Source organism: Hyphomicrobiales bacterium (genome assembly GCA_016710435.1).
In the GTDB taxonomy this organism is placed as follows: domain Bacteria; phylum Pseudomonadota; class Alphaproteobacteria; order Rhizobiales; family Aestuariivirgaceae; genus Aestuariivirga.
The window spans coordinates 21,895-46,301 of record JADJVV010000008.1 but is presented as its reverse complement, the minus strand read 5'-3'; the positions used below and the strand labels follow the sequence as shown (position 1 = coordinate 46,301).

Sequence of the window (24,407 nt, the reverse complement as noted above, 5' to 3'; positions counted from 1 at the left end):
AGTTCATTACGTTGCGGTATGGGTTTGGCGCGGAAGTTGTGCGCTCAGTCATCTACGATTTTGCTGAGGTGAAATCGAAATCTCGGTCCGCGGGATGGACCGCGGCAACGAATACGGCCCGTGCCTGCACGATGCCTAACGCTGAGGTGAGCCGATGACAACTAGTACATCCGTAAGGTTCTGACAACCGAAAAAGGAGCGAACATGATTACACCTGAAGAAGCCGAAGTAATTGCTGGAAAGATGAGTCAGGACTACGTTAACGCCTGCAAATGCAACACGGTGCATGATGTTGCAAATGCGCTGATGATGTTGGTTAGTGTGTGCAGCCGCGGAATGTGCGCCACTGTTGGGCAGCCGGAAACGGTTAAACGACTCGAAATCGCAGCAGCATACATCGCCAAGACGCAAGATGGGCGTAACTGGCGCTCTGAGCGGGCGCATTGAAGACGCAGAACGCTTAGATCAGGCCGACGCCGAACGGTCGCGCCTGGATCGCAGTCGTTATGCCACGGCCACTCCGCGGAGGAACTATGGGCGAAAAAACGAAGCGCAAGCACCTGAACGACTACTCGCATGCCCACCGGGATATTGAGTTGACCGAAGCCGCGATAAACATAGGCGAGCAGTGAGCGGTGCGCAGAAATGAAGGCGCTGAAGCCCCACGGAAAGCAGGTGCATCTGCGCAGGCTCGACGCAGCGGCTGAAAAACTGGCGCACCGTATGGGGCTAACACAGAAGTCAGCGGCGCCAGAACGGCGTCCGCTTGACTGCCAGGTTCGGCGGCTGGTGAAACGGAGAGGATAGACCATGGGTTGGGAAGCATGGGGAGACCCGGAAGACCCGCCGAACTGCCTGACGGCTGGCTGTGCGAAGAAGGCCGAAGACCTGCAGGGCGTGGGCGGCTTGGCTATGCTGGTTGCGAAACTCGCCAGGTCGCTGCGGAAAGCCGCGCCGGATCACGACCTGCCGGCAATGGCGATGGACTACTTGCGCCGCGAGGAGCTTTGCGGATCGCCATTGCGCGAGACGCCGAACCAGTATTAGACAGCCCGTGCAAGACGAACCACGAGCCAACCGGAGAAAACATAATGAGCCTCAGCGTGCGTTTGAGCAAAGTACGCGAAACAACGATTTACGCCAGTAACATTACCCACAACCTCAACAAGATGGCTAGTGCGGCGGGGATTTACAAGCACTTGTGGAGGCCAGAAGAAATTGGCATAACAAAAGCGGCGCAGTTGATTGAGCCGCTGCGTGAAGGCTTGGCGCTGCTTCTGAGCGACCCGGAGAGTTTCAAGGAGTTCGACCCAGAGAATAAATGGGGCGATTACGACGGGCTGGTTGATTTTGTGCGTGCGTATCTTTCCGCGTGCGAAGAAAATCCAAACGCTACGGTGACAGCGGTCCGGTAAGTTCTAACGCAAAGGTAAGCGCGCTGCATGACTGGTTAGCCTGGAACAGCTGAGCCAGAACCGCTACACACGCAGGTGACTCAAGCTGCCGGCACCGTGGCGCTGAGTGTGCGGGGTGGGTATGTGGAAACTTACAGCAGGCCGGAGGGGCCTATTCATTGCGAAAACAGGCGAGTGGCGCATGGACCAAAGACGCTGCCACGACGGATTGTTATTCCTGCCGGTGTCGGGACATCCGACTACCGAGGGCAAATCCGAACGGGGTCACTTGATGTTCACCTGACTGAGGCGGGGTCAAACTCGGACGGTGCGTCACAGGTTCCGCCACCTGTTGGGTGTGCGGCGTACGGCACCTTTAAACCGCAGGACGCTGGCCAAGACGTTCGGGCTCCCGGTGCTGGTTGCCGCGGCAGCGCGCATGGGGCATAACGCGCAGCTAATTGACGTGGCGAAGTAATCGTGACGATGCGAACGAAAAAACACTGGCGCCCATTACGCGCGCCGCGGCCTAGCCTGACGTTGTGCTTTCTCGGGCCGAAACTTCGGCCATCGAGAACCAGTGCGCAACACGCCCGCCGAACCATACGTCTGACTTTTCCAAGCCCGGATTTCTATCCGCCACACTCGCCGCCGGCGCAGAAGTTCGAGCGAAGCGACGGCGAACTGCATCGGATTGTCATGCGCAGCTTGCTCGCTGGCATGCGTAGAAACTGACGCTGACGCCGGAGCGCCGGTTTCGAATGGCGTTACTTCGCTAACAGATCAGTCTTCTTCTGCGACCCCGAAGAAGAGCCAAGCCAGTAAGTCGTGATGCTTCCGAGCACGGCGCCGATGACGGCTCCGATTACCATTGACTGGACCTCGCCGGAGAAAATATCCTTGGGCGCTGTCAGCACTCGCACCACGACAAAATACACGAGGGGAAGCAGCGCAACACTAATCCACAGTGACGGCAGCTTGTAGGGCGGCGCGCCGCTCTCTGCGACCTTCTGCGAGTATTCACGCGCGCCCTGTATCCCGCCGCCGCCAGCCTCCTGCAGATCGAACCACGCGGCTTGCACGGCCTGCTGCGCTGACTGCGCTGCCGCAGGGTCATCGACGATGCGCTGCACAGCGTCCTGGGCGTTTGCGGCCCCCACGGCCTGGGTAACGTGATCTACCACCGCAGAGGCCAGCGCCACATTCCGCTGCGCGACCTCGCTGCCTGGCGGGAATAGCTTGGCAACTTCAGGAATCAGGCCGGACAGCGCCGAGATGGCCGCTCCGAGAAATGGATTGGCGAAGCTGACAACGCCGCCGACGGTCTTGCCGATGTCGCTGAATGTGCTGCTGGATTGGGCTGGCATGGGATTCCTCTCTGCGATGGTTTGCTCGACCTCGATTGGGTCAGCCATGTGCCCGGCTTCGACGATTGGGGCTGCAGGCTGTGTTTCAGGCGCTGGCGCGGCTTTGGTATTGCCGGCCATGATAAGAGCCGCCGTGGCCCGTTTGTGCAGCGCTATGCGGTCTGACAAGCCATTAATCCCGCCATTGATGCGGCGGGTAAGGGCCTCGAAGTCCCCGGTGTCGGCCAGTGCGTTGCAGCCGTGCGAATGCCAGAACCAGCCGGCTGATCGAGCGGCCAGACCGGGTTGCTCAAGCAGTTCCGGATGGTTCAGCAGATCGACACCGATCGCCGCCGCGCAATCACGGTAATTGGCCCGGCCGGTGATCTGTATCAGCCCGCGGCCGAGGAAGCGCTTTCCGTCCCCCGGCTGATCGTTGCCGAGGTCGGCGCGGCCTTCATACCGTTCCTGAGCTGGCGTTGGTCCCCAGATTTCTTTCGACCACCTGAACAACCCGGACTCGTGGGCAATCTGGGCAATGAACGCGGCTTGACGGACGGAATTGTTGATCGCCCAATCGTTCATTGCCGCTGTGATCGGCGCAGCGAACCGATCGGCGGCTTGGCTGGTGCAGCCGGTTGCAGCTTGTAGTTCGGTCGGCGTCACTTGGCTGATTTTTCCTCAATCATGGTTATCGAACCCCCACGGCACGGTCGGCAGTGCCGGCTGCGGCAAGTCGTCGGTCAGTAAGTCGCGGTCGCGCTCGATCCTATCCATTGCCAGCAACACGCATTGCGGACAGACAATTGAGTATGGCACATCGTGTTTGCAGCGCAAGGTATCAAACATTACTTTGTTATCCAGTTCTGCCATTTTTCCAGCACGATCTTGCCCAGCGGCTGCCCGAACGACACTACCGCGCCCATTATGGTAATGATGAGGTAGCCGATCACCGTCTGCTTGGCCTTTTCCCATCGGTCCGCGCGCAGTTTCCGGCGCGCCACCTCTTCCCGCCACCAATCGAACAGCGTTCGATGTTCGTCTGGCGTAATGCCGTTGTGCATGTCTGCCAGCATAGAGAGGTGTTCGCGCATCTCGGTGACAATCAGGCGGTTCTGTTTCTCTTCGGCGATATGCTGTGCGACATCCCGTAGCATGTCAACCCTGCTAGACTGGCGGCGGTTATATTCACCGTCTTCCCCATCGTCAAATTGTGATGGCATTTGCGTTTAATCAGGGGAGCGGCCTTACCCCTTCAGGATGTCGTCTAAAAACTTCTGGTCTCCCTCTGTCCGTTGGCCTGGCTCCGGGCCGGTACCGGCCGTCCAGTTTTGCGTGCCAGAGCCGGACGCGGGAGCAGGCGGGGTTGCCGTCGGCAACGGCGAGGCAACGACAGGAGAAGGATGAGACGCAACCGGCGTCTCCGCTCCTTGGCCTGCCGACTCCTTCTTGATGACGACGACTACATAGTCTGCGGTTTCTTGTACGGATACGTTCATGGTCAATCTCCATTATGCCGTGGTGCTGTTTGTGATGTGCCCAGATGTTGCAAGCCCGGTCAGAAGCGACGCCAGAGCCGCATTTCCGCCACGCGATCCGGTGATGGTAGGCTTTGCGACGGGTGATGCCCCGTTGAATCCTATCCCGGTGCTGTTGATCGCAATTGCTACCCCACCAGAACTTGAGAGCGTGATTCCACCGCCTGCGTCGGCCTGCGATATTTCGAGGTTCCCGGTTCCGCGATGGGCAATCTGCGTCGCGCCGTTCGCCCCGGCCTGACGCGATATTCGCGCCCCATAGTCAGTATAGGTTGCATCGCCGATCAGGTCGATATGGCTGATGCCGTTGCCGGAACGGCCGGAACCAATCTCGAGCGCCACCGTCTCGGTTGTCGCGTTCTTGCCGAGTATCATTCCGCCGGTCCAGGCCGTACCGACCTCGCGCCAGTAGATCGAATTGGTGCCGCCCTTGTGGTGCCCGATGCGGTAGCTCACCGCGTTCGCCGAGGCGACGAAATCACCGCCCTCGGCAACCGGCTCCTGATAGAACGCGTTAACCAAGATGTTCTTGCAATTGTTCAGTTTCAGGCCAACACGCCCGGTAAAAGCCCCTGCGAAGGCATCGACCGCGAGCTGAGAAAACGCATTGGAATACACGCCACGGTTTCCCGTTGGATCGGCTGTATTCATCTCGCAGCCGACCGCATTGGTGGCGATCAGGTTCGCGTAGCAGTTGCCGTCGAAATAGTTGTTGTCTGCCCACTCGGCGAAGTCGAAGCCGCGCACTGAAACCCCGGCGAACTGCACATTTCTGAAGCTGTTGAGTGTGACCACATTCACGGCCGGGCCGTCGGTCGGCCCGTCACCCTGCAGGCGCAGTCCCGTTCCGCCGATTCCATCCTGGTAGATCGAATCGAAGTTGTTGAAGGCCGCGTTCCGGTTTCCCCAACTGTTCGTCTCGCCAGAGGAATTGCATTGCACGTCGAGCACAATCTGCGTCGCCGAGTTGGACGAAATCCGAATGTCGCGAAACACCGAATAGAGCGGGCTGAACAGATCGATTGCCTTGGTCGCCGTGTTCGAATCGATGTCGATGCCGATGATTCCGGCCTCGGTCAAAATCGTCGACGTCCCAGAGGTGACAACCGAGCCGGCGCCACCATTCCACTTGATCTGGGAGTCGCCAAGGCCAAACAGGATCACGCCCGGCTTGAGGGTAATGGCTGATGCGACCAGATAGGTGCCGGCCGGGAAGAACACCGATCCGCGCACGGCTGCCGCCGCATCGATGGCCGCCTGGATCGCCGTCGCGTCGTTGGTGACGCCATCGCCAGCCGCGGAATATGGTGCGTCCATGACGCTGATGCCGCGCTGCTTGAGCGAAGCCCCGACAGTTGAGGCAACGTAGGATGACGAATACGAGAAGCCGACCAGCCCAGCACCGGCACTGGACCCAAATGCCGCGGAGAATGCAGAAGGATCGGACGGCGGGAAGTTCTGCAGACCATCCGCCGCGGCGTTCCAGCCGATGAGCGAACTCGCCAACGGGTTCGGTAGCGCACCACTGCCCGCCCCTGACGAGATAGGAACCGTGATGGCGCGGTCGGTCTTCTCCTCGACCTGCTGCACCAGAATAGTCAATTTGTCGAACGCATCTTCAATCACCTGCGGATACCAGCCTCCACCATTGGTCAGGTCGGTCTGCTGCAGCGACTGCAGCGCAGTCGTGATGGTAATTTTGTGACCGGCAGGAGGCGCAACCAGCATCGTGATCGAGCCTCCTGGCGAAACATTCTGGTCAGCGTTAAGGCTGACCGTGTAGTGCGTGGTCAGCGTCTTGTCCGTCTCCACGCCGCTCGAATCGGTCTGAATGACTCGTAGGTCGACCTGCGTGAAGACCTTGAACGTGAAGGGAAAGATGACGGTTACGCCGTTTCCAGCGAAGGGACCTGCTACGCGGTCATCGGATGAAATCGTCATGATAAGCTACCTCGATTCTTGATCGTCAGTTTGCACAATTGTGTTATGGATTCCCGGCGCGTCAGCGCTTTTCCTGATAGCCGAAGAGCAACGCGGCTGGGTTATCGGTTTTTCCTTCGGACATGGCTTGCGCCCCGGTAACGGAGCGATTGATCTGCGCAGACGGTATGCCGAAGAGGTCGCCGGCAACATTGACGAACGCCTTGCGGAATGCGGTATCGAAATCGCCCTGCACAGCCTGCTCCGCTGCCTTCTGAACATCTGGAACGGCGCGCAGTCCAGTCGGCCCGGAGTAGTCGAACGATGGCTGTCCCGTCACGATGCGCGACATGTTGCCAAACTCGCGCAAGCCCACGACGAGGCCCATCCAGAAGTTGAGCATCTCGCCCAGCAGGTTTTTCAGCTTGTCGTCCGGCTCGCCGTCGCCCGGCATGATTGCCTGCTTGAGCAGCACGGCGAGCACCGGCGGCGCCAAATAGAGCAGCAGGTAGTCAGATGCCAGGCGCGCGCGTTGTGCTGTCGTATTGGCCGTCATGGTGCGTTCGACGCCGATATTAAGCGCCGTGTTCATGAAGGTGTAGAAGGTCGTGAACAGTTTGACGAACGGCCCGCCGCGCTCGATCGCCGACTGATCCATCACCAACCCGGATCCCTGGCTGTCCTTCACCGCCTGATCGGCCAACGACACAGCCCGCGCCTCGTCGTTGCCTTCGGCCAGCGCCTTGTCGTAGCTGCCCCACCATGTCGGCAGATCGACCGTGCGCTGCATCGCCAGCATCATCGAGAAGGCGTGGCGCTCGATCACCTGGCGTACCGTCGCTTGTCCCTGCACCTGGTTGCGCAGTTCGTTGAGTTCGCGGAAACGGGTTCGGCCCCGTTCTTCCATGAATACCGACTTGGCGTTGACCTCGCGCGAGAGTTCAAGCGGCGAGGCCATGAAGCGCATCAGCCCGCGCAAGGCGGCGTGCGGCCCGATGCGAACAATCGACTGGCTGAAGCCCAACGGCTGAATCGCCGCAACCACGACGTTGAAGCCCAGCCCGGCGATCGACACATTGTGGCGCAGCGTACCGATCAGGCCCTCGAGCGCGTGCCGCTCGGCGCTGTCGCCGCGCGCGACGGCTTCGACCCAGTGCTTAAGCTGCTGCTTCCATTCCGGCCCGTAGTGCTCGCGAATCGCTTGGTCAATGGTGTTCGATCGCAACAACTTGTTCGCATCGATCAGCCACTCATGCCACGACAAGTCGTGAATCACCTCATTGACGCCTGAGTAGAGGCCGGTCAGCGAGTAGAGGATCGGGCGTCCTTTGACTTCGGCGACGCGCGCCTTGGTGAAGCTGCGCCGTGTCGTTGCCGAGGTGTAACCGGCCGCCATCATCGCCTTGGCCGCCTCGGCGTCGTCATGCTGTTCGGCCTGCAGCGTGGCGCGCGGATCGTACTTGATCGGGTAATAGCCGCCACGCAGCGTGAGAGCCTGGCCGTCGGCGCTGATTACAGTCAGTTGCTGCGGCGCAATCCATTCCGGCTCGATGCCGTAGACGCGCCGCTCTTTCTCGCCGATCGCCTCTCTGTAGGTGTCGAAGTGATCCCAGACCTGTTGCACGGCCGCCCATTCCGCCGCGGTCAGCGACTGCAGCACCGGCTCGATCGCACCACGCGACCAGCCTTCGCCGTCGAGCAGCCGCTGCAGGTTGCCTGCGTTGCCGGTGTTGAGCGCGAGCGCAATTCGCTGTTCCCGGTTCAGGCTGGTCTTTAGCGTCGGGAAAAACGTGCCCTTGCCTTCCATCCTACCGAGCGCGAGAACCGGCCGCAGTATCTCGGTAAGCCGCTCGGTCGCCTGTTGGCGCATGACAGTTTCCATATCGGCGCGCTCGTTCGCGGTGCGCATGAAGTATTCCCACATCGGCCCGCCATCCTTGCCGCCGTCCAGCACCCGCGCAATCGTCGACGCCTTCAGATGCGCCGCGCCGAATCGTGCGATACCGAGCGCGGCACGGCCCAGCGCAGTAACAGGCGTGCGGGTGTTGGCTTGGCGATCCCCGGCATGCGCGATGATGCCATCAGCGATCGCGTCGCGCGCTGTCTCGTAGTCGCGCTGGTCGCGCGCCGTGAGCAACTTGCGCTTGAGCCGCCCAAGGTGCTCAATCTGCTGCACTGCCTCGACCAAGCCGCGGAACTCTTCGACCGTCATGTCCTTGTAGGACTTGCGTTGCGCCTCGTCGAGCAGCCCGGGCGGCAAATCAGGTTCGATACCCTGCGACTGCTGCGATTCGACCCATTGCGCCAGGCTGGCTTTGCGGTCGATCGCCTTGAGCGATTGCTGGCGAAGGTCAAAGCGCTCGAGCAGCGCGTCTATCTGCTCGCCATAGTCGGCGCCGATCGCCTTGCGCGCGCTCGCCTTGTCGAATTTCTTCAGGTAGCGAATGCCTTGCTCTACGTTGTCGCGCGCATCGTATGCAGCCTTCGCCAGATACGCACTCAGCACCGCGTTGCGCTTCTCGGCGGCTGCGGTCTCGATGTCGCCGGTCTTGAATGCCTTCTCGGCTGCCCGCGCGGCCTTTGACTCTGCAGCCGTGTATTGCCCCGGCTTGAGGTTGCGAACACGCTGACGGGCGATCGTCTCGGCTGCGAACTGCTTGGCCGCTTCCGGTACCAGAGGACGCACGATAGGCCGACCGTTCTTGTCGGTACCTGCCTGCCCGGTCGGATTTGCTGCCGCCGCCAGTGCGTTGTATTCGGTCGTGACGAAGCGCGCATGGGCGGCACTCGATACTGCTGCATTGGCGGCATCTTCGAGCGCTTCCGGTGTGGCGAGGTCAGCATGCTCGGTCAGCATCAGTTGGTCGGTCAGGGCTTCGATGGCAACCTGCGGCTTCTCGACGATAGCCAGAGTGCGCGCCATCTCATCGCCACTGGAAAAGCCGAACTGCTCTGCAACAACATCAGGATGCAAGCCGCCATTCGCCAGCATGCGCAAGCTGTTGAGAAACTCTGTTACGGGATGGTTCTTTCCGTACATCTCGACTACTGATGCTCTATCAAGACGACTTGCGCCCATCTGCGAGACTTCGACGCCTTCCCCCGCCTTTGCCGGCTGTTCGAACTGACCGTAATCGACGCTCAGCGAATACTGGTCATCGCCTCTAACACTTGCTCCAAACTTCTCTTCAAACTCGGCCAGATCCCATTTACCGTTCTCATCGAGTGACAAATAGCCGTATTGCGCTAGCATCTCAGCCATGCCGTCAATAGATTCGCCACCTTTTTTGCGCAATACAGGCTTTCCAAAGACTCCGGATTCTGGCTTGTCAGCAGGATCGGCACCCCATTCTCCGATCACCGCGGCCTTGTTCAATCCTCCAAGCTTGGCAATTGCAGTCAGCAACGTATCGCGAGACTCATCAACGACATTCGGATTGGACTTCGCCTTAACTTCCGGCGCAATCTTGTCTGTCTGGTCGAGCTTGTTCGTCAGAAACTGCCAAGCCCGATAGATCGGCTGTTCCATCACCTGCCGGCGCGCTTCGATCATCGTCTCGGCGCGAACCTCCTTCTGTTCGGCCTGCAGCCGCTTGAGTTCCCGCGAGCGAGCGCCAGCGAGCCACTGCATGTCGCGTAGGCCGCGCACTTCAAGCGTGCCGATCGCCTCCTGCGTAGCCTGCAGCGCCTGGTCGTGGTAGGCCTTGAACGCTTCCGGCGTCATGCCGGCCTGCTCTGCGGTCTGGAACAGCGGCAGCATGGAGCGCGCCATTTGCGTGGTCTGAATCTGCTCGGTCGTGGCCAGCATGCGGTCCATCACGCCGCGCACCTCGTCGGTGAGTTCTACGCGCATGTTCTTCAGCGACTTGTAGACGTTCAGCATCCAAGCGCGGAATCGCTGGAACAGTCCATGCATCTCGATCGATGGCGACGTTCCCTCGAAAAGGTAGCGTTCGAAGCCTTCGGCCCACTTCTCGTGATAGGCGCGTTTCTCTTCGAAGTCCAGCGCGGTCCATTCGGCCATATCCCTGACGCCGAACCACGCGAGAAGGGTCTGCATGTCCCGCTGCATCTCGACCGGCGTATCGGGGCGCGAGGCGAGGTCGGCGGTCATCTCGAGGAAGAAATGCCCGGTCTCGTGCAAGAAGGTCGTCAGGTCGGCGCCTTTCAGCAGGACGATCAGGTTTGTATCGGGGCTGAAGCTGCCGCGCTTGTCTTGGCGCAGGATGTTTGGGTTGTTCGGGTCGAAGGTGTCGCGGTTTCCAGCCGGCCTATACATGGATTCCGACATGCTGAAGTCTTTGTTCCTGCCCTTGTTTTCCACAAAGCCGAAGCGCTTGTAGAATTCCTTTAGGCGCTTCTTGTTTCCACCGAAGTCTGACGCCGGGCTCAGCGCAACGATCTTTCCGGTCGCGTCCGCATAGTCGATCAGCCGCTGCATAGCAGCCGTTCCGACGCCCTGGCCGCGCAAGTCATCTAGAACTACGATCTTCGACACGGTAATCACGTCGCCGTCTTCGTAAACCGTTCCGTCGACGCCTGCCGCAGCCCATGCCGTTCGCACATCGTTAATCGTAGATACAGCGCCCTGATTGAACTGCGCCCCACCAACTCCCTGCGCCGCCACTCGCAACGGAAACTGCGAATACAGCGCCTCTGGTGTCGTACCCATCTTCGCCGCCGTGACCGCGTAGAACTGCGCAACGAATGAGGCATAGGCGTCATGCACGGGTGCGGTGAATCGGTTGGCCGTGTTGAGTTGCTCGAGGATCGTCGTTTTGACCATCTCGGCGCTGGCCTTGAATGTCGCATCGTCCGACTTCTCGGCAATAACCCGCTCGAATTCCTGCCGCAGTTGCGCGCCCTGTGTTTGCATGTACTCGGCGGCTTCGGTCTGGCTGTAGCCCTGCGGATCGGTCTTCAGGTTCGGAATCAATTGCTGGTCGAACTGGCCGGCAAGGTTGGCGGCGAACTCGGCGGTCGGAATGCGCACCTGCCCACCGGTCGCGGCGGCTACCTCGAGCTGATCGGCAACGGCCGGCGAGAGTTGCGCGACTTGATCGGCCACCCCCGATTGCATCAGCGCGTTGGCGTCGATGTAGAGGTTCTCGACCGGGCCGTCTTCCGTGGCCTGGCGGATGAATGATTCAAAGGTCGTGGCGTCGCGCTGGCGCACCTTGGACGCTGCAGCAAGTTGAGACAGGGCGGCAATGGCGCCAGCATCCTGTTCGGCGGCTGCAGCGGCCTGAATCTGCCGTTGTCCACGCCCTCGCACATGCAATGCAGACTCGACGATTGCGCGCACCACGCCGCCAACTGCCGCGCCGACGCCACCCTCTTCGACCGACTGGCTGAAGTCTATCTTCGCTTCCGGGTTGGTCAGTACCTTGCGCGTGACATCCTGCAGCACGTTTTCGGTGAACTCTTGCGCCCCTTCCGAAGCAGAGGCGATTCCGATGCGCGCCAAGGCCGCCGCGACGGCGTTCTTGACATGCCCGTCAAGCGGCCCAAGCAGCTTGTCGAGCGCCCAGCGTTCCGTGACCCCCGTGATGATTGCCCCGGTCGCAACGCTGAGGTCGCGCGCTTCCTGACTCGCGCCGGTGTCAGGCGCGATCTTCTCCGCCATGACATCGGCGCCCTGCGCGTACAGGCTGGTCCCGCGCGTGATCGGGAGCGTAACGATCTGCTCGCCGACTTGACCGATGCCACCGAACACCTTGTCGATGAAGGTCTGCCGCTGTGGCGGAACCATCACGTCTTTACGCGCCAGGTCCTTGACGATGCCGCCCGCGCCACGCCAGCCTTCTCCGAGCAGCGGTCCGACCAGCGACTCAGGAGTAGGCCGTCCGCCGGCCTGCGGTTTCGGCAGCCAGCGTGCCGCGAAGTCTCCGATTGTCCGTCTCTGAAGGATGTCGAGCAGTTGTCCGGTACCGCTCACTTCCATACCCAGCGCTTCTAATGCCCCGCCGCCCATCTGGCGCAACGCGCGCTCGGTTTGCGTCATGGCTGGGATGTCGTCATGCGCCAGCCGAGAGTTGCTCAGGTTGCCCAAAAACCGCGTGGTGTGCGGAAAGTCTTTCGCCATTTGCACGAAGTCGACCGCCTCGATCTGCGCCTGGCGCTTTACCTCATCGGGGAAGGCGCGCGCCGATTCCAGCGGAACGCCGGTGCGCTGCGCGGCCTGGCGCAGTTCGGCCTCATAGTCCGGTGGCGTGTCGAGCGACATCGCGACGTTAATGCGCGCGTCGAAGGCCGGATTGGTTCCCGTGTCGTTCAGGTAGGCATCGACCGCGCCGGCCGTGTCGAATTCGTCGTTCATCGTTGGCTGAGCTTCAGCTTCCAGTAGGCGCCAAGCAGATCGGTATCGGCCGGCGAGTCGATGCCGCGAGCGGCGAAATCCTTCTTGAGTTGATCGCGGACGTTGGTCGGAATGTCCCCAGGTGCCATGCCCATCAGCCCCATCGACTTGAGCCCGCCGATATCCATACCAAGGAATGTGTTGCGAAATGAAACACTCTTGGAAAACAGCCCGTCTATGTGCTTCTCGACTTCGGCGTCGGTCATCTTCTTGCCGGTCACAGTCTGGGCGTTAAGGATCGAGTCGCGCACTGTCTTGTGCATCGCGCCGATCAACTGCGATTCAGCGCTTCCATCCTTCGGAGTCGGGTCGCGTCCTAGCATGCGCAGGCGATCGTCGAGCACCTGCTTGATCGCCGATGTATTCAGGTCATCTGGCTTGTCCGAGCCTTTGCCGGAAATCTCCTTCTGCCGCTCTCTGGCGAAATGCTGGAAATCCGATTGCGAGAGTTCGCCACGCAGCCGGTAGAACTGCGCGTCAGTGAGCGCCTTCAACGATCGCTCGTCTGTGAGTTTCAGGTACAGCGCCGGGTTGGTCGTGTCATCGCCCTTTGCGAGACGGCTGCCATAGCTCATCAGGTTGTCGATTTCCTTCGGCGGTATAGCCGATCGCGTCGCAATCGAGAGCGACGAGAAGCGCCCGCCGTTCTGCTCTAGTTCGCGCATTGCCGTCATCACCGCGGATTCGTCGCGATCCTTCTGCGCCTTGTCGATCAGCCCGTATTGATGCTCCGCCGTCTGGCGCGTCAATCTGACCAGTTCGGGCCTGGCATTCGGCCCCAGTCGTTCGACGGCGACATTGACCATTTCCATCTCACTCGGCGCCTGTGGCGCGCCGGACCCCGTTGCGTAGGCGCGCATGTTTTTCTGAACATACGCTTTCGTCTCATCCGGCATGAACGACAGCCACGCCTCCTTGTTTCCGGCGATATCGGCCATTTTCATGGCGGTCTTTACCCTACCCGCCCCTGCGTTGTAGGCCGCCCAGGCCATCGGCACATTGTTGTGGAATATGCGCAACTGATCCTTTAGGTAGGCGCGGCCAAGCGCGGCGTTGTAATCGGCATCATCCTTGAATCGCTTCTGGTCCCATTCCAGCCCGGCCAGCTTTGCCGCTTCTGGCCCGGTCGTCGGCATCACCTGTGCGATTCCGATCGCGCCCGCGGATGAAGTCATGACGTTGCCGGCCTTGTCGAATTGCCGACCTCCTGATTCGGTCTTGAATGTGATGTTCACCATTCGGTCGAAGTCGGTAGGCTGGAAGCGCGGGGTCAGTTGCTGAGTCGCCCAGTTGGTTGCGGACAAGGCTTGCTGTACGTCCATCACCTTGTCAATCTGCCCGGTAGCTTTCAGCGCATCGTCGGCCGTGATGTCGTTACTGTACTTGGCGAGGTAGCGCGAAGCGTATGAGGCGTTGCCGGCCTGCAGTGCGGCCTCGATCACGCTGGCATGCACGTTGCTGGTCGCAATCTGCATGCGCGCGATCTTCTCGGACGCCGACCACCCGTGGATTTTCCCTGCGCTCATAACCGCGGCTTTTACCTGGTTCAGGTTGGTATAGACCTTCTTCTCGTTGTTCCAGTAGCGCTGTGCTTCATTCGCAGCGATCTTGATCGTGCCATCGGCCACCGACAGCGTATGCGCCTTGAACTCATGCGACATGTACGTCGCCGTCCGTCCCTTGAATTCCGACACCATCGCTTCGGCGCGCAGGTTGAAGCCCTGCCGCTGCCGATCGTTGCCGAGACCTGCAGCGATTTCTCCTATCGAGGTCTGCAGCTTCTGCCCGTACTCGTCAGGCAGGCTGATTCCGTCAGGCCGGGTCAGCGCGGAATCGCCCTTTAGCGACTGATAGCCGGTCTCCTGATTCCACTCAAGATCAAGCGCCGTCGCCCGCGCCTTGTTCATTGCGTTCATGACCGCGATTTCATTGACCGTGTTTTGCTCATCCACGGCAATCTGCACCAACGTCGAGCCGACGCCGGTCAGCGCATTGCCGAACTCTTGCAATTGCTGGCCTGGATAGGCTGCTTCAGCCGGCGAGGCACCGCGCGGCACTTGTATGGCATTGATTGCGCCGGTGTCGGCGTATGGGGTATCGGATGGAATTCTCGGCATGTCAGCCTCGCGTTTTGTTGAGGCGATACCAGCTATCCGCCACCTTGCTGACGCCACCGAGCAGCGAGGTTCCGGCGGACAGCCACGGACTCATATTGTCGGCTGCCGTGCGCTTTGAGTCGCTGGCGGCCTCAGACATCGACAGGCCCGACTCGGCCAGCACCTTCTTCAGCTCTAGCGCCGCTTCGGTGTTGAGCATGCCGGCGTCGGCCATAGCCTTCTTGAAGTCGGCTTCCGCAATCGCGCTTTCGGTGAGCGATGTCGCACGCACTTCGCTGAGTTGCTGTTCCATGCCGGCAATCATGAGCGTGGCGCCGGCGGAAGCCCGCTTTGCCCCCGCCGATATCCCGGCATTCTCCGCTGCCATGCGATAGCCCAGGGCAGCCTGCAGCGCCTTCTCGCGCACCTGCGTGACAGACTGCTCGCCGACGACTTCGTCGGACGTGAGCACCGCTGCGGTCGTGCCGGAGCCGAGTTCGATGCCGCGTGCCGCCATAGATGCGCGGCGCTTCGACTTGGTCTGCGCAGTCTTCATGCGCACGGCCTGTTCGTCCCATTGGCCGTGCAACAGAGATGACTGGGCATGCAGTTCTGCAAGATGCGCTTCGTTGTCGTCGATCGCGGCCCCGGCGTAAGCATTTGCCGCCGATGCGCCGGCGCGAGCCATACCGATTCCGGCCTGTGCGCGCAATGTCGCGGCATCGCTCTCAGAACGAATCACCGACAGGTCGGCATCGTGCTTGATCTGCGCGAAGCCAAGTTGCGCGTTGATCGACTCGAGGCCAATCTGCGCCAGCGAGGCGGAATAGTTCGATCGCGCCTGAATGTCGTCCAGACCCGCTTGCGCATTGATCGCGCTAGCTTGGCCGCTGGTCGAGTAGTAGGCGCCTATCGCCGAGGTTGCCACGCCGGCAACCTGCGCCGCCTGACCAAGATCCTCGAAGCTGAAACTATCGAACCACGAGCCAATGTCAAAATCCATGTCAGGCCACCGTAACTTCGAGTGCAATACCGCTGATGGTAAGCGGTAGTGGATCAATCTGCCGGATGCATACCTGCGCATCCGGCGTCCATTGTCCCTTAATGACGATATCGATAGGCGCCGTCTTGAGTGCGGGCGGGGACCCATACGGTTCATTGTTGCGCTGCTTGTACTCGGTCAAATGATCGAAGTCCTGGCCGACGAAGATTCCGCTCGAGCGATAGACGCGCAACTGGACCTTGTTCACGTTCTTTTCGCGCGTCTGGCCGAGCGCTTCTGTCTCGATCCATAGCGGCAGGGTCTGGATATCGGCGATGTATGGAAGGCCAATGTGCGCCACACTGACCGCCTGTGGCAGGGTGATCGCGCCAGCCGTCACTACTTCCTGCGCCATCACGGCGCCATCCCCGAGGATAGAGACAGTTTTCCCTTCGAGGTGGCCCAGTCCGCTGATCGTCGTCGCCGGGGCGCCGTCGTAGGTCAGGCCGCAGTCGACGAAAAACGAGTCCGCCTGGTCGGCCGTGCTGCGCTGGTGCAGGCGCTCGATGTAGCGTTTCGTCTGGCCGTTGATGGTGCGGCGGACGACGACGTAGAGCACGTCCTGGTCACCTTCAGGCACCACGCAGCAGGCCTCGAATGCGCCGTCCGTGTCGTGCCTCGCCCAGGCGCCTACTTGTTGCTCCGGGACGTAAGTAAATGAGAGCAGGCTGCCGTTGCTCGAGACCAGCCACACGACCGGATAGGGCGCCTTCTGATAGGCCATGTCGACAACCTGCAGATCGTCGAACAGGTGCGGCGCACGCAGCGACAAATCGCCGCTGATGTAGCCCTTGTTCTGCCAGGCATATGCCATCTCGCGCGCATGCCCGCCGCGCGCAGCCCCGTAGATCACATTGTTGGAAACAATCACCGGTTGCACGTTGTTCGCACCGATGTAGGACTGCGGCTTGACGTTGATCGTCTCCGGCGTGAGCGCGTCCGAACTGACCGACGAAAATTCCGTGGAACTGGACAGGAACACCAGATCAGAAAGCGGAACCACATGACGAATGGTGCTGGCCTCGCGCGCCGCAATGCGGAACTGGATGGAATCGTCGTCCTTGATCGGCAGAGAATAGTCCATGTTGGACTCGGTGCCGCTCTTGGTCATCCAGATATTTTGTGATTCGTCCGTGGTTCCGGCGAATACGCGCCGCTGTTCGAAGTAGCTCACTGCTGCAGGATAGTTGCCTGTCGACTCGAACAGGGTCTGCGCGATCGGTGGGGTGCGCGACAGATCAGGCGCGATATTGTCGTCTGTGAACGATGTCGCATCGTCAGCCTGGCCGACGTAGCCGAACAGCCCGCCGCTCTTGCGATAGACGCGGTAGCGCGTTACCCCCGCCATTGCGTTCCACGTCACGGTGTTGTAAGCCCCTGCGGCGAACAGGTTGCCGTCGCAGTAGCCGATGGTCGAAGCGATAGATTCGTCGAAGCCCTTCGAGTCCACAGAGGTAACGACATAGGCGTAGTCGGTGCCAGTACCGCCTGTTGCGGTGGCGGTTGCTGTCCCAGGTGGCGTCTGTGCGCTGGCGAAGGCAATCGCAGACATCTGCCAGTTGGTAGCACTGTAGCGTCGCAACTCGCGCGGTGCGTAGCCTGGGTGCACCAAAGTCAGCACGTCAGCCGACTGAACATAGTGAATGTTGGCGACATCCTCGTCTGCGTATGGAGTCGGTATCTCGTATTCGCCGCTCGCCGGCTCGAGATACCAATAGGTCGCGTTCGGCGGCACTTGGTTGGTGTGGCCGAGGATGCAGTAATACGTCGAGCCGCCGGAGGCGACCAGATCACCGACCAGATACCAGCGCGCCGCCGTGTGCGTGCCTGACTGGCTGCCGAATGTATGCACGCCGGCCCCGCCGACCGATTCGGCGAGTCCAAACGTGTTAGTCGCGGCGTTGATCACGTAATAGACGCCGTTGGCGGTCAAGCGAGAAGGCAGTGCGCCGGTAGTAGTCAGCAACAGCGGCGTTCCGTTGGCCAGGCCATGGGCTGCCCAGGTCACTACGCCTGCCGTCAACTTGTGCGCAGTCTGCGTCCCGCTCGAGCTGACGAAAGTGCTCAATGCCGTACCGCCGACCGTTGCGGCGATCTTGAACGTGTTGGCGGTCACGTCACGGACGTAGTAGGTCAGGCCCGCCGTCAGGCCTGGAAGCTTGCCGGTCGTGGTGAAGGCAACGGGATCACCGTTCGCCATTCCATGCGCGTTCCATGTCACGACACCTGGATTGGCAGTAGTGATCGTGACAACGGCCGATGTTGAAACGCTGATCGTTACCGTGTTGCTGGCGTTCGACCACGCCGATGCGGAAGGCGTCAGCAGCGTCGCGCCATCTGTATGAAACCGCAGGTACTGGTCGCCGAACTCGATGGCAATCGATTGGTCAGTCGAGTAGATGAACGGTATCAGACGCGCAAGCTTGGCCGAGTCCTTGGTCGAATGCACGAACTGAAAGCCGGCGCGGTTCTCGATCGGCCCCTGCGGCTTGACGATGAAATTGCGTGCGATAGCCAGACCGGCCTGATACTTCGCGTCGTCGGCGCGAGCCCAGAATTCGGGAGACACCTCGCCGCCGGTGAATGACTTCTGGAGCGTTCGAAGGTTTGCCGCCACGTCAACGAATCCAGGTTGACTCTGACGTTGGAGTCATCGTCCGATCGCGCAGCCACGGCGGAAGATGTTCCGGGCGAATCCTGTTTTGCGCCGCATCGGAGATCATGGCGCGGCCGAACCAATCGAGGAACTGCTTGTGCGAATCGAGCGCCGCTTTACGCCCGGAATCACCTTTGATAATCGGCCCGGCAAGATAGGAGGCGAGCAGCCAGGAAAGAGCCACCACGACATGCGGCGGAAGCTTTGCGCTATCGGTGATGCGCCGCGAATAGCGGCAGACAGCGTCATTCACGTTGGTGAAAATGCAGGCCTCTCCGCCCGGCAATGTCTCGCTGACGAACTCGCGCGGCTGCTCGTCATCAGATACGCCAGAATCATGGACGGCGATGACGGCCAGGCAGTTGGCCGGCACGCTGTAAGCGTAGGCCCAGCCGAAGGCTGGCGCTTCGACCAATTTGGACAGGACCGCGCGAGACGTGTTGAAGCTCCACGGGGTCTGCAAGATGGCATCACGGGCGATCGGATAGAACACTGCGCAGTGCGCTGCCTGTGCGCTTCCATCCGGCGGTGCTATCGAGGTAACTTCGGCCTCGTCGCCAAGATGAGAGAGCGCGAGGTTGCATATATCGACATCCGATGACATTTATGCTCTCCGTCTACGCCGCGTGGTGATAAAGCCTGCCCGTCGGTCTTCCGTGCCGGTCGTGCTCGTGCCGACGCTTCGCGGCGTCCACGCATAGCTGGCACTGTTCGCGGCCAATGTGCTCACCACGGTACGGCTAGTTGCGACATTTTGCGGTGTGAAAACGTATGAAGCTTGATCTATCGTGTCTGAATAAACATTGCTCTTCGCTGTCCCGACATTCTGCGGGGTGAAGGCGTAGCTCGCCGAGTTGGCGGAAGTCGTCTGGTTTCCGCCTTTGCTCGTTCCAATCGGCTGCGGGGTGAAGGCATAACTTGCCTGTGCGGATGCGATATTGAACCCGCCGATCAGCCCAACATCCTGAGGTGTAAATGTGTAGCTCGCCGCATCGGCCACCATTGGATCGATGCTGGTCGTGAAGACTTCCTCGTTCGACCACGTTTGCGGCTCACCAGCAACGAGTGCAGCAACGCGCCAGTAGTACGTCGTGCGCTCTGCAAGTCCGGTTATCGCGTAGGTCAGGACATCCGTTGCGACTTCGGCGCTGTTGGCATACGGCTCACCCGAGTTGCTGTCCCACTCGATGCGGTACCCCTCATTGCCAGGAACCGAAAGGTATGTGACATCGACCGTGCGGGTGCGTGCTGTTCCGACTGGCTGTGGCGTGAAGCTGTACGTCGCTTGCGCAATGACGGTAGTTTTGTTTCCGCCTTGGCTTGTTCCAACATTCTGCGGGGTAAAAGCATATGATGCCTGGGCAATTGGCGTCACATGTCCCCACGACGTTCCGACCGACTGTGGGGTGAAGGCGTAACTCGCTTGCGCTGCAACTGTGGTCGCGCTTCCGCCTCCACCTGCCGCTGGCTTGAACGCCATGACGCCGGTAATGTGTGATTCGTTCGCCGCAACGGTGAAGGTGGCAGCTACGGCCGCAGCCGTTGTCTGTACCTTGTACTCGCTGCGGCATGCAGCAGTGGCATTCGATACGCCGCTCGTATAGCCAGTGCCAGCCGAGGCCAGCGTCGACCCGCCGTCATTCTGTGTGAACCCGTAGATCAGGCATCCGTCGACGGCAGGAGTGATGCTGGGAGATGTGACTGCGTTCGTCCCGGTTCCTGGAGAATTCTGCACGTTCATCCCAAACGTGCCTGTTGCTGCCGAACTCGTTGCAACGCCAGAGAATTCTTCTACCGTAAGCTCTACATAGTTCGGAGACAGACCTCCCACGAAGGTTAGCGTGAACGTTGTCGGAGCATTGGAAATGCCTTCTTTGTAGAATAGAAACCCCGCTTGGTTATTTGTGGCATCAGCTCCGTTAGTTAATACAACGGTATAAGAATTACTTTGATTGTCATTGACTAGCGGAACGTGCGTTGTCGGGCCAAATGTCCCATGACCACAAACCAGACTATTCGCGGCAACCGGAGTGCCAAATGTAAGCTGCAGCGAGGCAATTGATGCTCCGGTGAAATCCTGATTTGAGCCGCCTTGTACGGGATTGATTGCCATTTAGCGCGGCCTGAATTTGTCTCTGCCTGGCGCAGCCAGCGGATTGGCGAGTGCTTTGAACGCACCGAAGGAACGCTTTTTAGTCACGAGGTCTTGTTGCAAGAGGCCGAACCAGCACTCTTCGTTCGCTGTTGTAGCGCAGCGGTCAGTCAGCACGTACCATACTGACGGTCCCGCCCACGACTTACCAGCAAGGATGCCGAAGCCCTGCTTCACCCAGTCATTGGCCTGCGAGGTGACGCTGACACTGCCCATATTGCCCGATCCGCTGGTCGGAATACCCCACTCTGTAGTAACGATCTTCAACGCAGACTGCGCGTTATTGGTCATTAGCGTTCGCAAGCTGCCACTGCCCTCAGTGCGCTGCTCCATTTGCATCCAGCCTGTCCCGAGGCCCGTGGTGTAGGCGGTGCCGGGCGGCTGCGTGCTGTTGGTGTATGGGTGGAACCCGATACCGTCCCAGTGCTCTTTTACCGTCGCAATGCCATATAGATCGGTGAGCCAGCCAATCGAGGTACGCGAGGTTGTACAAGTGACATTCGGAGTCGTGCCAGTACAGCCAACGTCGGTCGCAGGTCCGGTTCCACCTAATATCACCGCTGTTGCCGGGCGTGCGGCTTTCGCGGCGTTGTAGCCTGGCTCCAACACTTTCGTGTAGTAATTCGACGCCGATACCGAAGGACAGGAGAAATTGATCGCATTCGGCTCATTCCAGAACTCGACGGCATCCGGGGTGAATCGAGCAACCGCCGCGCCGACGAAAGCCCCGAATGCCGCGCCACTGACCGGCATCGCGTTGCTGGTCGAGCAGGCGCCGTCACGATTCCATGCTGGCGAGTACCCGAGCATCAGCATCTTCTGAAAACCGTGCGCGTTGATCTCAGCGATGCGCGTGTCGTAACTCGACCAGTCATAGACGCCTTGCGTCGCCTCAACCGTCGAATGCGTGACATCCATACGCACCCAGCAAGAAGTGCCGCACATAAACTCGATCGCATCAAGCGCCGCTTCACGCTGCCCCGCGTCCCAAGTGCCGTCGCGGAACTCGAGCGGAAGATTGACTCCGTAGCCGAACGCCAGGTTGAGGTGCGAGGTGGCGGTCACAGAGGTGCTGGGCGCAGACTGATTCCCCGCTGCATCCTTCGCGCTGACGCGATACTCGTAGCGAGTCATAGCCGGTACCGTGTCGGCGTAGCTCGTTCCTGCAGGCGCGGCGATCTGCGTCCATGCCCCGCCATCTGGGAGTGAGCGGCGTTCAAGCGGGTAGCTCGTGACGCCCACCGCGTCTGTCGATGCAGACCATGTGCAGGTAATCCCCGTGGTAGTCGAGGAAGGGCAGGATAGGCTAGCGGGAACGGTCGGCGCGGTAGTGTCGCCACCTCCCGCTATAGAGTTGAAAGTATCATCAACCGAAAAGTCGTCCCAGTAGAACGTCCCGCCAGCGGCGACCGACGATCGAATCTGAAAGTATGGACCAGCCGTTCCGGGGAAGTGGAATCCCGCTGCGTCAGCAGTTCCCGCATCCGGCACAATCTTCCAGCCGGTGTTTGTGCTTACCTGCGTGCCGTTGATGTAAAGCGTGAACTCCGAATCGCAGCCAGCACCCGGCGTGCAGCTAAACGAAGACGGCTCTTTTATCTTTAGGATGTACTCACGCCACGTGCTGTCTGTCGGGTGTGTATAGGAGACATTGATACCTGAGGCAGCAGATGAACCGTGCGCCCCGGTATTGTTGTAGCATTCTCCCGCGTGCGATCCGCCCACCCCATCGCTATCGCAGTCGTCGAATTGGAAACCACTCGGTGTCATGAGCACCGTGAACCATTGCCCAGTCGGGGTGGATTCTCGAATCACCTTAATAACCGGGTCGCCGACACCGGAATTTCCCCACGACCAGCCAGACTCTATCCGCATCCACCATCGGTAATATCGGGTCGATCCAGAGAATGTGCCGGGGAAGTAGTTTCCAAACAGCCCTTGATAGAGGGGTTCTGCGCCTTCAGGCTGGTTCCCGCCGTCATTGCCTACGGCAACCGTTTTGAGCGATCCGCTGCCGGAATGCTTGATGCTGGTCGAGATGGAGGTGCCGGGTGCCCCATTGGAGAGGGTAAAGTTGTCGCTCGACCCCCCGCTGGGAGGGGCCTTTGTCCCCGTCGCCGAGTTGGTGCATGGGTGCGTGCAGTCGGCCGTCCACGCAAGAAACGTCGTAGCATGCACGCTCCCGCACACGGCGAACAGCACAACGGCGGCGAGAGTATAGATCGCGCTCGCCGCACCGCTCCACAACAGGCGATCGAACATCACGCGACCGGAGCGAGATTGAGCTTCTTCGCGACAGCCATGCGATTGGCGATCAGGCCAATCTCACGCTTCGTCGAGATCCAGTCTGCGCCCCAGATATTTTCGATCTGGTCTGCCAGCTCCGTCGCACTGATGCGCGCCGCTTCTGCCCTTGCGTTCTCCGCGTCGAGTTTCGCCTGGATCGGGGCGGTCTTCACGTAGGTCGCCTCTACAACGGCGTTGAGTAGATCGTAGCGCGCCACCATGTCGCTCCACGTCATTGCATTGACTGCGGCATCCTGCGCAGCCACGGATTCAATTGTCATTGCTTGCGGTTTCATGCTTCACCTCGTGTAGGTTGGTCGACAACTAGTCCCATCGTGGCTTTGCCAGGAATAGGCGGGAAACATACGTTCTTGCCAGGGTTGTTTATGTGTAGCGCATAAAGATCAACCTTTTCACGGGCGTCCAATACCGCCATCGCGTAGGGGATATCAAAATCAATCCCCCCTGGCCGCATAAACGGTTGCTTTGCAAGTTCAATGATACGCGGCGACAACCCTGCCTCGATCAACTGCTCGACTGTCGCGGTGTAGGCGATCTTCACGCCTCACCTTTAGTTCTGATCTGCGGTAAATACAGCACATCATTTATGCCTTCGCACTTGATGCGCGCTCCTGACTGTATGACAACCGGACGGCCCTTGAGTTGGCGTCCTTCGCCATCGACCCAGGCTATGGTCACTTCGTTGTTGTCGGCAGTCGTGACCTTTAGCAGATGCCCGTTGGTCATGACCTGCCGCACAACTCGGTTGAAGAGCCTGGCGGTAATCTCGCCGTACATAACCTGGACGGTCATGCGGATTGCCAGAGCCCATTCGTGGCGTCGTGATCGGCCGTAAAAGTCTCGGTGTTCGCAAGCGTAACCGCCGATCCGTGGTCATACCCGAGCACCAGCGCATCAGCCGGAGAGGTGGCCGTGTCGTTGTAGTAGTGCAGGTAGCGGAACGTGGCGACTGCGCCGGTTGCAGTGAGCACCTCGTCGGCAATGACTACTTTTGCCGTGCCCGTCGTCTCACTCAACGTCACGGAATCAAGGGTCAGCCCCCCGCCAGCGCCGCCCGTGTAGCCGCCGCCCGTGGCAATCTGCGTCACGTCGGCGAGCACGGTATGCGTTTGGGTCAGTCCGGTGTTTCCAAGGGCGATCTTAAAGGTGTGGGTTCCCCACACGTGAACGCCTTTGTTGACCTGCTCTATGTAATCGTAGTACTTAACTGGGGAAGCCATGCTCTTGCTCCTTGTATTCTAACGGGTGCCTTCGACCAGATACACGTTCAGCGACACACCGGTTCCTGCGGAAACCCGCGGGCGAATGTGGCGGACGATCGGGCCAATGGTCAGGATGTCGGCGGAGGTGAATTGCAGCGCAACGCCGAACACGTCTTTTAGCGTTGCCCATGTCGTGCCGCCGTCATTACTGCCCTCGATTAGCAGCGTGCCGCCCGCGCCGAAGGTGCCGAACACCTGGACAGAACGGTCAGCAAAGCGAGAGAGTTCGAACGCCGCGCCGGTGTCGGCCTCGGTGATTGCCAGCCAGCGACACCCAGACCATGTATGGCTTGGCGGACGCGGGTCTAGACTGCTGGATGCGATTGTCGCCATACG

The 24,407-nt window shown here is 60.1% G+C and carries 20 protein-coding genes; 3 read left to right on the top strand and 17 right to left on the bottom strand.

The annotated features are described in order from the left end of the window. Positions 1–204: 204 nt before the first annotated feature. The 3 genes from IPM06_17870 (at position 205) to IPM06_17860 (ending at position 1,415) form a co-directional block, all read left to right on the top strand. Positions 205–447 (top strand): hypothetical protein, encoded by a 243-nt coding sequence (locus tag IPM06_17870; protein MBK8772272.1) that lies wholly within the window; start codon positions 205–207, stop codon positions 445–447. A 363-nt stretch (positions 448–810) separates the two neighbouring features. Then, positions 811–1,047 carry a hypothetical protein gene (locus tag IPM06_17865; GenBank protein ID MBK8772271.1) on the top strand — a complete coding sequence of 79 codons (237 nt, stop codon included), beginning with the start codon at positions 811–813 and terminating at the stop codon, positions 1,045–1,047. A gap of 44 nt (positions 1,048–1,091) precedes the next feature. Then, positions 1,092–1,415 carry a hypothetical protein gene (locus IPM06_17860; GenBank protein MBK8772270.1) on the top strand — a complete coding sequence of 108 codons (324 nt, stop codon included), beginning with the start codon at positions 1,092–1,094 and terminating at the stop codon, positions 1,413–1,415. A gap of 746 nt (positions 1,416–2,161) precedes the next feature. Here the strand turns inward: IPM06_17860 and IPM06_17855 are convergent. From IPM06_17855 to IPM06_17775, 17 genes are all read right to left on the bottom strand, one after another. Next, on the bottom strand, positions 2,162–3,325 hold the full coding sequence (locus IPM06_17855) for a glycoside hydrolase family 19 protein (protein ID MBK8772269.1): 1,164 nt from the start codon (positions 3,323–3,325) through the stop codon (positions 2,162–2,164). Positions 3,326–3,421: 96 nt separating this feature from the next. Further along, positions 3,422–3,613: a hypothetical protein gene (locus IPM06_17850; GenBank protein MBK8772268.1), complete on the bottom strand. Its 192-nt coding sequence runs from the start codon at positions 3,611–3,613 to the stop codon at positions 3,422–3,424. Continuing rightward, entirely contained in the window at positions 3,589–3,897 is a 309-nt protein-coding gene (locus IPM06_17845; protein ID MBK8772267.1) for a hypothetical protein, read from the bottom strand. The genes IPM06_17850 and IPM06_17845 overlap by 25 nt, the downstream gene beginning before the upstream one ends. Positions 3,898–3,987: 90 nt before the next feature. Further along, positions 3,988–4,239 (bottom strand): hypothetical protein, encoded by a 252-nt coding sequence (locus tag IPM06_17840; GenBank protein MBK8772266.1) that lies wholly within the window; start codon positions 4,237–4,239, stop codon positions 3,988–3,990. Positions 4,240–4,251: 12 nt separating this feature from the next. Then, entirely contained in the window at positions 4,252–6,219 is a 1,968-nt protein-coding gene (locus IPM06_17835) for a hypothetical protein (GenBank protein ID MBK8772265.1), read from the bottom strand. Between the two features lie 61 nt (positions 6,220–6,280). Next, positions 6,281–12,517, bottom strand: coding sequence for a GNAT family N-acetyltransferase (locus IPM06_17830; protein MBK8772264.1), 6,237 nt, complete (start codon positions 12,515–12,517; stop codon positions 6,281–6,283). Continuing rightward, positions 12,514–14,673 carry a transglycosylase SLT domain-containing protein gene (locus tag IPM06_17825; GenBank protein ID MBK8772263.1) on the bottom strand — a complete coding sequence of 720 codons (2,160 nt, stop codon included), beginning with the start codon at positions 14,671–14,673 and terminating at the stop codon, positions 12,514–12,516. Before IPM06_17825 ends, IPM06_17830 begins: the two co-directional genes overlap by 4 nt. 1 nt (position 14,674) lies before the next feature. Then, entirely contained in the window at positions 14,675–15,655 is a 981-nt protein-coding gene (locus IPM06_17820; GenBank protein ID MBK8772262.1) for a hypothetical protein, read from the bottom strand. 1 nt (position 15,656) lies between these two features. Continuing rightward, positions 15,657–18,311 carry a hypothetical protein gene (locus IPM06_17815; protein MBK8772261.1) on the bottom strand — a complete coding sequence of 885 codons (2,655 nt, stop codon included), beginning with the start codon at positions 18,309–18,311 and terminating at the stop codon, positions 15,657–15,659. A gap of 1 nt (position 18,312) precedes the next feature. After that, positions 18,313–18,954: a hypothetical protein gene (locus tag IPM06_17810; protein ID MBK8772260.1), complete on the bottom strand. Its 642-nt coding sequence runs from the start codon at positions 18,952–18,954 to the stop codon at positions 18,313–18,315. Next, complete coding sequence (locus tag IPM06_17805; protein ID MBK8772259.1) at positions 18,955–20,463, bottom strand: fibronectin type III domain-containing protein; 1,509 nt, start codon at positions 20,461–20,463, stop codon at positions 18,955–18,957. Then, positions 20,464–22,764, bottom strand: a complete 2,301-nt coding sequence (locus IPM06_17800) for a fibronectin type III domain-containing protein (GenBank protein ID MBK8772258.1) — start codon at positions 22,762–22,764, stop codon at positions 20,464–20,466. Further along, positions 22,764–23,069 carry a hypothetical protein gene (locus tag IPM06_17795; protein MBK8772257.1) on the bottom strand — a complete coding sequence of 102 codons (306 nt, stop codon included), beginning with the start codon at positions 23,067–23,069 and terminating at the stop codon, positions 22,764–22,766. Before IPM06_17795 ends, IPM06_17800 begins: the two co-directional genes overlap by 1 nt. An 11-nt stretch (positions 23,070–23,080) precedes the next feature. Next, on the bottom strand, positions 23,081–23,350 hold the full coding sequence (locus IPM06_17790; protein ID MBK8772256.1) for a hypothetical protein: 270 nt from the start codon (positions 23,348–23,350) through the stop codon (positions 23,081–23,083). Continuing rightward, entirely contained in the window at positions 23,347–23,601 is a 255-nt protein-coding gene (locus IPM06_17785) for a hypothetical protein (GenBank protein ID MBK8772255.1), read from the bottom strand. Before IPM06_17785 ends, IPM06_17790 begins: the two co-directional genes overlap by 4 nt. Further along, the gene (locus IPM06_17780; GenBank protein MBK8772254.1) at positions 23,598–24,029 is read right to left on the bottom strand and encodes a hypothetical protein; all 432 of its coding nucleotides are present in this window, start codon (positions 24,027–24,029) and stop codon (positions 23,598–23,600) included. The genes IPM06_17785 and IPM06_17780 overlap by 4 nt, the downstream gene beginning before the upstream one ends. A gap of 18 nt (positions 24,030–24,047) precedes the next feature. Further along, entirely contained in the window at positions 24,048–24,404 is a 357-nt protein-coding gene (locus tag IPM06_17775) for a hypothetical protein (protein MBK8772253.1), read from the bottom strand. Positions 24,405–24,407 lie beyond the last annotated feature (3 nt).